Raw genomic sequence first — 12,306 nt, 5'->3', positions numbered from 1 at the left:
CGCTTTCTTCTTAAAATGAAAAAGTCGTGCAACAAGCACGACTGTTTTTATGATTAAAGGTTATTTAGAGTGCCTTCAGGAAGAACTGAAATCACACTTGCGCGTTGAATTTTAACTTCATTACCACGATTCAGTTCAACTACCGCATAATCACCTTCGATTTTGGTGATACGGCCCATCAAACCACCCGCAAAAACGACTTCACTACCAACACCTAGACTCTCAATGAGGGAGCGATGCTCTTTGGCACGTTTAGATTGAGGACGCCAGATCAAGAAATAAAAGATCGCAATAAATACTGCAATCATCAGTAAGTTGGTGACCATGCTTGGGCCTTGTGCCGCTGCTGGTGCTGCGTGAGCAGAAGAAATTAAAAAGCTCATTTCGATTTCCTAAACTTAAAACCTAAATTAAAAAAGGATTGTCAAATCCTGACAAAATACGAGTTCGTTCTGCAATTTACCTTGTCTTTTTGTTGAGCGCAAATCTAGTTGCATCAATCTACAGGACAAGCGGGAACTTCTAAACCACGACGGGTATAAAAGTCTGTCACAAATTCATCGAAAGTCCCGTGATCCAAAGCATTTCGGATATCTTGGGTAAAGCGCTGGTAATAACGTAAGTTATGGATAGTCCCTAACATCGATGCCAGCATTTCACCACATTTTTCAAGATGATACAGATAGGCACGAGTAAAGTTTTTGCACGTATAACAATCACAATGCAGATCAAGCGGACTTTGATCATGACGATACTTGCTATTACGGATGCGAACCAGACCGTCTGTCACAAAGTAGTGTCCATTCCGCGCATTACGGGTGGGCATCACGCAGTCAAACATATCAATCCCGCGACGAATCCCTTCCACAATATCTTCAGGCTTCCCAACGCCCATCAGATAACGTGGTTTATCATGCGGCATTTTATTTGGCAGATAATCCAGCACCTTGATCATTTCATCTTTCGGCTCACCGACTGATAAACCACCAATCGCATAACCATCAAAACCAATCTCAAGTAAACCTTTCAACGACTCATCACGCAAATCTTCATACATGCCACCCTGAATAATGCCAAATAATGCATTGGTATTTTTCAGTTCATCATGATGATGGGTTTTACAGCGTTTTGCCCAACGTAGCGAAAGTTGTAAAGACTTTTGTGCTTCTTCATGGGTTGCAGGATAAGGCGTACACTCATCAAATATCATCACGATATCCGAGTTAAGCACCTGCTGAATTTCCATAGAGATTTCAGGGGACAAAAATACTTTTGAGCCATCAATCGGTGAACGGAACGTCACGCCTTCTTCTTTAATCTTACGCATTGCGCCGAGACTAAACACCTGAAAACCACCAGAATCGGTCAAGATTGGCTTATTCCATTTGATGAAATCGTGCAATCCACCATGCTCTTTGATGACTTCAAGGCCTGGGCGCAAGTACAAATGAAAGGTATTGCCCAAAATAATTTGCGCCTGAATTTCTTCAATGTCACGTGGCAACATACCTTTGACCGTACCATAAGTACCCACGGGCATAAATACAGGAGTTTCAACGATGCCGTGTTCAAGAGTCAAACGGCCACGACGGGCGCGCCCCGACTGACCTAATTTTTCAAACTTCATGCAACTTTCCAAATCGAGGCGAAAAAACAGTTCGCTGATGGCTAAAATAAAGAGCGCTATTTTCCTAGATTTATGCAGGGAGTTCTACTACTAAATGTTATGAGATCGATAAAAAGCCAAATTCTACGATCAATTGTACCTAATATTGCTTTGTCGGTTAGATTGAAGAGCGTGATTCATCACTCAGGATAGAGCAATGATCACTTTCTTCAAAACGAGGATTTAAAAATTAGGACGATAATCAAAACTTTGCGCAGCAGCATGATCACGAAATGGACGAATCGATTTCTTGCCTAAAGTTAAAGTATTAATCATATTATTGGGAAATACTTCAATATGATTATTAAACAGTTCGACATTGCGGTTAAAAATGGTGATGGCCGCACTGACATTATCATTTTGCTCATCAATCTCATTCATCATACGTAAATAGATTTCATTGGCTTTGAGTTCAGGGTAGTTTTCTACCACCACATTCAAACTACGCATCAATTCTTTATTTAAGTTTTCAATACGTTGCAATTGGGCAATATCTGTATGATCGACATTCAGGTTAAGAATACTTTGGCGTAACTCAGTGACTTTTTCCAAAGTGCCTTTTTCAAAACTGGCATATTGTTCAACCATTGGTGCAAGTTCGTCCAATACTTTTAATTTTTGCCGTTCATAAGTCGCTACATCTGCCCATGCGCGTTTGGTTGCATTAAAATGCAATACAATTTTATTGCGAATCAAAATACCAAAAATAATAATGACTAAAATAATGAGCAGAAAAATCCACAAACCCATCGTATTCCCCAAAATTGTTATTTTAAAAAAGTGCTGAGATCAGAACACAGTTGTTCATAATGTTTTAATCGAAAGGTGCGTAAATGTCCACGTAAACTTGAAATATCCTGAATTTCTCGTGCTTTGGAACTGACTTCAAATAAATCTGCCTCACCTAAAAAGCACATCATATTTTGATGAGAATGAAAAATCAGTTCACCTTTACGCGATTTAAAAAAATCAGACAAGCGCAGTAATAATGCAGGATTAAGTGTTTTGACCATTTGTAGTTGATCTATCCCATAAATCTGTAATTGCTGATTAATCTGGATATCACTGCTGTTCCAGCGGACTTCGTATGGAAAACCAATTTCCGAACCTAGATTGTTGACAGCCAGTGCACGTATCTGTGTTTCAAATATACAAATCCCATATAAGTTCTTGTCGATACGTCGGATAGTGACTTTATCTCCATTCCCATCGATCACTTCAATTCGATCAATATAATGATATTGAAAGATAAAAGCAGGGTATGCTTTATCTTGATCATCTTTAAATGTCGCGCTGGCATACAAAGAAATTTGATTGGAATCATGTCCTTTATCAAAAAAAGGAAAGCTATTTTTTAACTGCTGAATAAATAAAGCGGGTCGAGCATATGATGATAAATGATCTGGAACTTGCCCAAACTTTAGACCATACCGCGTTTCAATCGACTTTTCTTCCAGATAGCGAGCAACTTCTTGAATAGCATCATCTGTTTCATAAAGAATAAAAGCTAAAAACAATAAAACAATACCACTAAAAAAACCAAAAATAAAAGGCAAACCTATGCTGGGCAAAGCAAACATGGCAAAGAAACTGAGCGCACCTAGCAGCATCAGAAACTTGGGTAAACCATTGTCAAAACGGAGTGTAGGATGATCTCCCCATGGATGCAGTTGATCCAAAATTTGCTGATGCGTTTCGACTTGTTCGCCAATCTCCCAAAGCCGTGCAATATTACGAAATACATGCGCATTTTTTTTACGACGAATATGAAATGCGCTTTGTACAGTCTTAATTGGCATCTTGATGATTTACCTTATTGAGCCTGATCGATCAACATGGCGTCGCCATAACTAAAGAAACGGTATTTTGATTCGACTGCATGGGCATAGGCTTTCAGGATATTGTCACGATTTGAGAGCGCTGAAACTAACATCAAAAGTGTCGATTCAGGCAAATGAAAATTGGTAATCAAGCGATCTACCACACAGAACTGATAACCTGGATAGATAAAAATTTGAGTATCGCCTGTCCAAGCTGCAATCTGACCCTGATGTGCCTGTGCTGCGCTTTCCAATGCGCGAGTTGCGGTTGTTCCAACAGCAATGACTTTATTGCCACGTGCCTTTGTTTGACGAATTAACTCGACAGTGGCTTCTGGTACATCACACCATTCACTATGCATAATATGATTTTTAATATCATCTGTACGCACAGGCATAAATGTTCCTGCACCAACATGTAAAGTGACAAACGTTTTTTGAATGCCTTTTTGTGCTAACTGCTCAAGCAGTGTTTCATCAAAATGTAGACTTGCAGTTGGTGCAGCGACACTGGCAATTTTTTCGGGATCATGAAACACCGTTTGATAACGCTCTGTATCAATGGCTTCCGCTTCGCGATTAAAGTAGGGTGGAATGGGAAGTTGTCCATAACGATCTAAGACTGACAATATAGGTTGAGAAAATTCCACCACAAATAAATTCTCATGACGGCCTTGTACAACGACCTTGACTCCATCTTCACCCATAAATAGCTCTGCGCCCGCTTTTGGCGTATTGCTGGCTTTTATATGGCAATGGGCAATGGTTTGATCCAGCATACGTTCAACCAAAACTTCAACGGCACCACCACTTACACGTTTACCTTTTAAACGCGCTTTCATGACTTTGGTATCGTTTAAAACCAGTAAATCACCTTCATTTAATAAATCGACAATCTCGGTAAACATACGATCGTGATATTGACCTTGTGCATCTAAATGAAGAAGACGCGAAGCACTGCGTGATTCAAGTGGATAACGAGCAATAAGTTCATCTGGAAGATCAAAGTTAAAGTCTGAAAGCTGCATAATACGGGACATTACAAAATTTGCGCCTAGTATAGTCTTTTTGGCTTTTGAAAGGGAGTCATGATGATTTTATCCTGATAAAAGTTTGTTTGCTGCAAAAGTAGGCAAAAGTTAAAGTCTTGTCGTTGACAAGTTTTTAAAACACGCTATTATACGCAACACAAAGCAAGCATCAGCTCTCCCGAGGTGGTGAAATTGGTAGACGCGGTGGACTCAAAATCCACTGTCAGCGATGACGTGTCGGTTCGAGTCCGACCCTCGGGACCACTTATTAATCAATAAGTTAGATCAAAATAAAATTATTTAAACTATCCAAATTTTGTAGACTTTTTAAAATCTGTAGCTCTTTTGTAGACAGTTGCTAATATTTCCATATCTATTCTATTATCGCCAAATGTTCTGAATTGTCAGTATTTACATGGCTACCTATAAAATTACTAAATCGTTTGTCGATAAAGTTGAGTTTGAACAATCTGGTCAAAAAATCTATCGTGATGCTTCTTTAATAGGTTTTGCTCTACGAGTTACACAAAAATCTAAAACATATATTGCAGAACGCCGAAAGGAAGGTAAAAACTATCGTGTTGCAATTGGCAAGCATTTTGAAATAACAGTCACTGAAGCTAGAACTAAAGCTGAATCGATACTGACACAAATTGGGACTGGAGAAGATCCTCGTAAACCACAGAAAATTAAAAAGCAAATTCCAACTTTGATGGTGGCGTATGGGGAATACATCAATGAGCGTAGTCTTAAGGGTAAAACACTGATCTCCTATAACAAGCAGATCAAAAATTATCTTGCTGATTTTCAGAGTATACGACTAAGTGAAATTACTCGTCAGGATATTGTGGTCAAATTTAAGGAAATCACCAAGGTTAGCCCAGCGCAGGCGAATGCATCTATGCGCTTATTAAGGGCTATTTATACTTGGGCAGAATTTACTTATACCGACGAAAATGAGCAACCATTGCTTAAAGATAATCCCATAAAAATTCTTACTGCAAAAAAGCTTTGGAATAATATTAAAGCTAAAACGTCTTATTTAGAGGAAGATGATGCTGGTAATTTTTTTAATGCGTTATTGAATTATCAGGATGAAACTCGCTGGCACAATAAGCCATATGCAAATAATGCACGAGATTTGTATTTGCTAATTATGCTTACAGGTATCAGATTGGATGAGGGGCAATGTCTACAATGGGATAGAGATGTAGATATGAAAAAAGGGTTGTTAATTTTTCATGATCCAAAGAATGGTGATAATCATCAGTTACCGATGGGTGATTTTTTATTTGAAATATTCAAATTAAGATATGCTCAAAAAGGAAGTGAATGGGTATTCCCATCTCGTCAGAATGAAGGGCAGCATATAACGAATATGAGAGCTGGATTAGCTACCCTAAATCAAAAGGCTGGAACAAATATTACAACGCATGATTTGAGAAGGACATATGCAAGCATTGCTAACCATCTTGATTACAGTGTGGCAACGATTAAAAGATTGCTAAATCATCGAGATTCATCGCGTCAAAATGATGTGACATTACGTTATATTCAAATGTCTACAAAAAAGCTTAAGCAAGCAATGAATGATATTGAACAGCAACTTTTTGAATACTCAAGTGTTACTTTGAACGATGCTGTTAATAAGCTCAAAGCCTCAAATTAAGAGGCTTTGTTTTGATATTGGCTAGTATTTTCATATTTCTGCTTAAAAAAAATTAACACGTCAGATTTTTGATAAAGGATGGTTCTGCCGATTTTTTTGAATTTAGGCCCACCACCATTGCACCGCCATTGCTGTAGCAATGAGAGTGAAATTCCATAGTATATGGCAATGGTTTCTTGCTCAAATTCTGTATGTTCCGTTGCATTTGAAAAGGCATTCCTTAATGCAAGCTTTTGTTCAAAGGATATTTCTGAAATTTTTGCTTTAGCCATAATAGTTCACCAATGATGCTAAATGATTGTTGATGGTAGAATGTTAGCGTGAGAGATGAGGGGATAAAAAGAACAGTACTTAAATCTAAAAATATATTAGTATTATGCTATCCAATTATCTGTATTTTAATAAATTGTGAATGATAAAAAATTATCAAGCTTAGAGCTGCTTGAGCAGGATATATGGTTAAACTTTTGCTACTACTATCAGTGTGAGTTGAATGATGAATCAATAGCATCGGAGAATCAATCATGCATAGACAAAAAAGAAAAAATCATAAAAAGAATGCAGCAGAATGATTTTGCAGTCAGTGAGCTCATGGCTTTCCGTCAAGAAATGGTGGGAGAAACTATTCCTTTTAAGCCATCACAGCTTGCTGAGCTTTTAACACACCTTAATACATTAAAGGTCGAGATGAATAATTTGCCTGCCAAAATTTTCCAAAGACAATATTCAGATGTTTTAATTGCCTATGTGCAAATGCTTGGCGGATTGGAGTTTATTAAGAACAATACACTTGCCAAAAGTGCAAAGGCAATCATTGCAGTCAAAGCTCGCTATGCAAAACATTTATACCCAAGACGTGAAATTATATATCGTATTTTACGGGAACAAGTGGCACATCATGGTAAATGGAAGAATCTGAATCAGGCAGTTAATTTTATTCTTAATGATTTACTCAAAGCCTTCGAGGTCTATGACATTCAATGGCTTAAGGAGGAGCTTGCAGAGAAGCAAAAAATGCTCGGGTCGCTTGAGCAGGAGTGGCAGTCAGCTAAACAAGCCTCTGTTGATTCTAGGAGTGTCCGAAGAAAGCCGGCATCAATAATTAAAAAAATAGAAAAATTAAAACTGGAACTGAAAAGCATCAATCAAATCCTCAAGTCAAAATATACTTCTAGAGAGATGGAAAAATTCGGCTATAAAATGCCCTATAGTGATGGCTACATTGCTGAGACCATTATCCATGAGTTGAGAATTCAGCCTGAGATATTGCAAGAAATTCTGCTTAAAGAAAATTGCTGATATTTTTTAGGTGAGCTGCGATTGATTTGGATGGTTTCGTCCAGCATATCCACCACACGTTTTGTTATGTATGTGCATTTGTAGGAATGTGATTTTTAGTGAACTGAGTTGAAAAGATATTTTGAGTTTTAGGGCAGAAGTAGAAAATTCTGCTTTTTTTGCGGCTTCTATTCATGAAATAATAAAATTGAAAATCACTTTATTGAAAATAATATAAAGAATTGTTGTCTATAGACTATGAAATAATATTTTATACATATGTTTTTTTAACTTTACAATACGCTATAATTAAAATAATACATGTAATAATACATTTTAAAATGATTAAAGAATCAAGATATGTAGGCATTTTAGACAATTTTAGTTGGAATAATTTAAAAATTAATGTTGCAGATATATTTCGTATTTTGAAATTTAAAAAATTACAAATGATGGCTTCTTATGGAGACGATGCGAGTGGTTTTGATCATACTCAACAGCAAATCGATGAGTTGGAAAAGTTGCAGTATTTGTGGTGTTTGGTTGAGCAAAACTTTTCTTTGACTTTGGATCAGTTTAAGCACAATTTAATGAACAGTACGACATCGTATTGGTTGCTTAAAAGACAAGAAATTGAACGTTTTAGTTGTGATCAGAATCTAAGGTTTTTCCCATATCTTAAAATAGGCGATGGACTTTATTTAGTTTGGTGTATGCTGAATCTTCAGAAACAATCATCATCAAATTTAAATAATCATCAGCATCACCTGTATTCACATTTAAATGGAAATGCGACTACAGTGTTTCCAACAAATGTAAGTAATGGAAAGCATATTCAACCTCATTGGTGTTTCGAGATTTTGTTTAGGTTGAAACAATATTTAAGTACAACTAACTATCAGCCGAATTATGTAATTCCTGCCCAGACACCTCAAGTCACGTGTGAGCAGTTTTTCGATACCCTGTTGGAAAGATACCAATCAATTTTTTGCCTGTCTTTAAATATTCAGATTCCGTTCAAGTCTGGTGTAATGGATGACTATCATTCGTTCGTTCAAGATCGATTGATACGAATCCCACAGTTACAGCAGATGATGCAGGGGATTGCAGGATTATTGTTTATGATGACCAAGGTGGAACACGATCTTGTATCAGGATTAAATCTCAACGTTGTATTGATATTGAACAACAAAAAAGAACAAGTATCAGCCAAGATAATTAAAAGACTTGAATCTGAGTTTAAAAAGATTCTGATTGATCGAGCTTTTCATATTCATCATTGGGGGGAGCAACTTGCTCAAGAGTTGAAAAAAAATGCCATCGATGGGGAGATCAAGTTAACGGATGAACGGAAAGTAAAAGATTTTAAATATTGGATTCTGAATTTTTTTCAGCATGTGGATGATGTCATTCAGTTTTTATATACATCTAATAATCAAATTTACCCGATCAATCAAGTTTGGTATTCCTCTGAATTTTTAGATGATCGTAATTTTCCTGTCGATCTAACGATGATGGCGCGAAAATCTTTTCAGGATTTAGTGCAATATGAAGATGATAAAATATGGGCTGTCCGCCATCTACCTATCATCGCAAAAAATAGATTGAAGATTTCACAAATTTTCAATCGCGAGCTGGTACTCGAGTTAAGCGATTTTCCAGATTCTATAGAACTCATTCAGAATATTGAAATATTTATGGCGACAGTAATGGATACCACAGTTGGTGCGTTTGATCTGCCTATTCGAATGGGGAATGTTGAGTTGAGTGCTGAAGAAATTGAGCATTCAATCACGCGTATAGGTCATCAACTGTTATGGATACTCAGTCATTTACCTGACTTGCAACTGTTGACAATAAGCCCTTACTTGTATCGGCTAAATATTAATGTGCAGTTCTTTTTAATGAATATGAATCATTGGCAAGTTGAGCAACAATTAGCTGCGAAAACCAGCAAGCAAGGTGCTGAACGATTCAATGCATTGGTCAAGCAACTTCGATCTGACTATCACTCGAATATCAGACAATCTAAGCTAGATGTGAAAATCTGGAAACAGGTGCAGAATTCGGTATCAGTGGACTTGGACGAATCTACAATGGACAACCATCAAACAACCACTGAAATTATTGAATATGTGGACTATGTTCAGACTGAGGTTGTTAGTGATGAGATTATTACAACGTATGATTATATTGAATCGAGTTATAAAAAGTGTGGACTGAGGCTGAATAGTTTGCAGAAATACTTAAAAAGCTTGTTTAAAAAGGAATGTATTCTTTATCGAGTCCGCTTTGGTTTGGAGTCAAATGAGGCAGAAGTCAATCAGCAGATTTTCTCAAAAAATATTACAGAGATGTTTTTACGTAACCGCAGTAAGGAACCAGTATCCAGTATGATAGGTTACTTTGGAGCATGGCGTGAATATGCTGGACAGCATACTTATCTTGATCTGATTTTAGTTTTTGATGCGAGAAAGTACGAGGAACTAAAAGGTAAGGATGATTTATTTGGGGAAATGTGGAAAACCCAAATGAACACTGTTCAACAGGATGGAGTTAAAACATTATTCGATACGGTTCCTTTAATGCCATCAGTTCCTGAGTTGAATCAGCAATCTTTGTTACTTGAAATTGGTGACCAATCTAGACGAAAGCAGGTCTTTGAAGTATTGGTAAATTACTACAGCTACCTTGAGATGTATGAGCGACAAGCGACCGTTCGAGTCCCTAAAGTTTTAGTAAAAGGCAGTGTGATTAAATCTAAAGTTAAAACCAAATCTAAGGCGTAACTTTAGCCTAAGCACATTTTGACATTTTTTCTGATACATCGGTGATCAGCATCTTGTGGATGAATGATCTTATCGAAGTAACAGCTCAGAATGCTTAACAGGTATCTTATATTATTAACTATAAGTAATATATTAATAATACAAACAATATCTTATCTAATATTTGAGTATAGTAATTTACTTAGCTCAGTATAGCCCATACTCAAATGGGCTATAGACAACGTATCAATATCACAATGCTAAAGACATTGTGAATTATCCCTATAGTATGTTCCAAGGTCTATGAGTATATTCAGTACAGCAGGATGACCACGACATCCTGCTTTAGAATCAAGATCAGTAAAAAAATATATTCCTCACTTACATATGAACCCTATGTTTCAGTGAGAACCTAAATGTACCAGAATTTTCCATTAGAAAATGAATCATCCATCCTGATCTCAATCGAAGATTTTATGATGAGTACATGCCATGAGCGATTCATTGATGATCATGAAGAATTCAAGCGAGAACTGTTAGATGCTGTATGTACTTTTAAAGTGATTTACAGAGAGGACTTTACTTATTCTAAAATTATTAATGTTTTCAAAAGAGTGATTATTCTTGTAGATTACATCATGGAAAAATTGGATTTCCATATTTATGAAGATATTCTTCGATTTGAACTCAATCATATTTTTCATATCCAAGGGACTATTCTGCATGAGATGAAAAATGCTGTTCAAGATATTCATAAATTTAAATATCAAGAAAGAAAAAACCAAATTGAACTAGCTTCCTATTTGAACAAAATGCTCCATCATTATGCTAGGTTGGTCTTTGTACGAGTAGATGTAGGAATCCTTCAAGAACATCAAGCGAATTGGGATGTCGAAGACTTTCATCGGGCTTTGGAAATACTACGGAATAGAATGTCGAACAAAGATAGCTGCTTTCGTGATTTACAGGGCTGTGTTTGGGCATTCGAGCAAGGTGCAAAGAAAGGCTACCATTGCCATTTATTACTTATTTATGATGGTAATCTACGAGACGGCGATGAATGGTTAGGAGAAGCAGTAGGGAAGTACTGGCAAGAATGCATTACTAATCACCAAGGGAGCTATTTCAACTGTAACCGAAAAGAGAATAAAGAAAAGTTTGAGGTCAATGGTTTGCTTGGTATAGGAATGATTCATAGAAATCAACCAAAACAAGTCGAGAATGCTATTCGTGCTGGTCTATATTTGGTGAATCCTAAAAAAGTAGAACAACGCTTACGTGCCAAGACATCCCCTAAAATGAGGTCATTTGGGATTAGTCAGTTTGATCTGGATTGGCGAAGAGGCATATAAAGAATAGGTCATTTTGAGAATAGAGAACACGGTTAATACCATGTTCTCTATCTCAAATATCCTGACATCAGAAAGACAAACTCACATTGCCTTGATCGGTTATCAATTCAGCTTCAAGGACTTGATCACCACGGCATTTCAATAAGTACGATACCGTTGAGCTATAACTCATTTGTACAGGCATCTTGCTATGAAAGTCAGCGGTGTAATAACCACAACGACCACGATTAATGCTCATACCTTGAAGAACAAAAGGTTGATCGTTGGTTGACTGAATTTCTAGAATATATTCAATTGCTCCTTGTACATTGAAAGCAGATTGTGACTCCCGACTGGTAATTTGGGCACGAACAGATAATGCAGGCTGTTCCATTTCCATGGGAATATTATTGCTGTAATCAGGATTGTTTGGATCAAGATCAGACTCCATCATGGATTTGAGTGCTTCAGGATATTTTTCCCAACTCTCAAGAAATGACTGAGCTTGTTTGACCGCAGCAGGCAGATACTCAGTATCATTTTCCACAATCTGAGTTAGAGCTTGTACTTTGGCTTCAACCTCATCCTTGCTATATGGAGCATATTTGGATTGTTCATTCTGAACTGGAGCATTGGACGAACTAGATACTTGATCCGTTGTACTTTTCTGAGTTGGCTGATTATTCTGATTACATGCCATCAGTAAGCTAGACAACATCACTATAGAAAGTATTTTTTTCATA

The 12,306-nt window shown here is 36.9% G+C and carries 11 protein-coding genes and 1 tRNA gene; 5 read left to right on the top strand and 7 right to left on the bottom strand.

Features of this window, described 5'->3' with window-relative positions; all coding sequences use genetic code 11:
• Positions 1-53: 53 nt before the first annotated feature.
• The 5 genes from yajC to queA form a co-directional block, all read right to left on the bottom strand.
• Complete coding sequence (gene yajC / locus I6L31_RS07040) at positions 54-383, bottom strand: preprotein translocase subunit YajC (protein ID WP_004992746.1); 330 nt, start codon at positions 381-383, stop codon at positions 54-56.
• 113 nt (positions 384-496) lie between these two features.
• The gene (gene tgt, locus I6L31_RS07035) at positions 497-1,627 is read right to left on the bottom strand and encodes a tRNA guanosine(34) transglycosylase Tgt (protein WP_005002316.1); all 1,131 of its coding nucleotides are present in this window, start codon (positions 1,625-1,627) and stop codon (positions 497-499) included.
• Between the two features lie 222 nt (positions 1,628-1,849).
• Positions 1,850-2,416 (bottom strand): LemA family protein, encoded by a 567-nt coding sequence (locus tag I6L31_RS07030; protein WP_005002318.1) that lies wholly within the window; start codon positions 2,414-2,416, stop codon positions 1,850-1,852.
• Positions 2,417-2,433: 17 nt separating this feature from the next.
• The gene (locus I6L31_RS07025) at positions 2,434-3,465 is read right to left on the bottom strand and encodes a hypothetical protein (RefSeq protein WP_005002320.1); all 1,032 of its coding nucleotides are present in this window, start codon (positions 3,463-3,465) and stop codon (positions 2,434-2,436) included.
• 14 nt (positions 3,466-3,479) lie between these two features.
• Complete coding sequence (gene queA / locus I6L31_RS07020) at positions 3,480-4,514, bottom strand: tRNA preQ1(34) S-adenosylmethionine ribosyltransferase-isomerase QueA (RefSeq protein ID WP_035271873.1); 1,035 nt, start codon at positions 4,512-4,514, stop codon at positions 3,480-3,482.
• Between the two features lie 180 nt (positions 4,515-4,694).
• On the opposite strand from queA, the gene I6L31_RS07015 reads away from it, so the two are divergent.
• Both I6L31_RS07015 and I6L31_RS07010 read left to right on the top strand, forming a co-directional pair.
• Positions 4,695-4,781, top strand: a tRNA-Leu gene (locus tag I6L31_RS07015).
• 151 nt (positions 4,782-4,932) lie between these two features.
• Positions 4,933-6,186 carry a tyrosine-type recombinase/integrase gene (locus I6L31_RS07010; protein ID WP_005002325.1) on the top strand — a complete coding sequence of 418 codons (1,254 nt, stop codon included), beginning with the start codon at positions 4,933-4,935 and terminating at the stop codon, positions 6,184-6,186.
• Here I6L31_RS07010 and I6L31_RS07005 read toward each other — a convergent pair.
• On the bottom strand, positions 6,183-6,458 hold the full coding sequence (locus I6L31_RS07005; protein ID WP_005002334.1) for a MerR family transcriptional regulator: 276 nt from the start codon (positions 6,456-6,458) through the stop codon (positions 6,183-6,185). The genes I6L31_RS07010 and I6L31_RS07005 overlap by 4 nt on opposite strands.
• A gap of 136 nt (positions 6,459-6,594) precedes the next feature.
• Between I6L31_RS07005 and I6L31_RS07000 the strand changes: the two genes are divergently transcribed.
• From I6L31_RS07000 to I6L31_RS06990, 3 genes are all read left to right on the top strand, one after another.
• Entirely contained in the window at positions 6,595-7,485 is an 891-nt protein-coding gene (locus tag I6L31_RS07000; RefSeq protein ID WP_035271829.1) for a hypothetical protein, read from the top strand.
• 320 nt (positions 7,486-7,805) lie between these two features.
• On the top strand, positions 7,806-10,253 hold the full coding sequence (locus tag I6L31_RS06995; protein ID WP_005002343.1) for a hypothetical protein: 2,448 nt from the start codon (positions 7,806-7,808) through the stop codon (positions 10,251-10,253).
• A 395-nt stretch (positions 10,254-10,648) separates the two neighbouring features.
• Positions 10,649-11,584, top strand: coding sequence for a YagK/YfjJ domain-containing protein (locus tag I6L31_RS06990; RefSeq protein WP_005002344.1), 936 nt, complete (start codon positions 10,649-10,651; stop codon positions 11,582-11,584).
• 67 nt (positions 11,585-11,651) lie between these two features.
• On the opposite strand, the gene I6L31_RS06985 is transcribed toward I6L31_RS06990, so the two are convergent.
• Positions 11,652-12,305, bottom strand: a complete 654-nt coding sequence (locus I6L31_RS06985) for a hypothetical protein (RefSeq protein ID WP_005002346.1) — start codon at positions 12,303-12,305, stop codon at positions 11,652-11,654.
• Position 12,306 lies beyond the last annotated feature (1 nt).

Source organism: Acinetobacter septicus, from assembly GCF_019355975.1.
GTDB lineage: Bacteria > Pseudomonadota > Gammaproteobacteria > Pseudomonadales > Moraxellaceae > Acinetobacter > Acinetobacter ursingii.
Note: the sequence above shows the minus strand (reverse complement) of the source record. Positions and strands in the feature narration are given on the sequence as shown.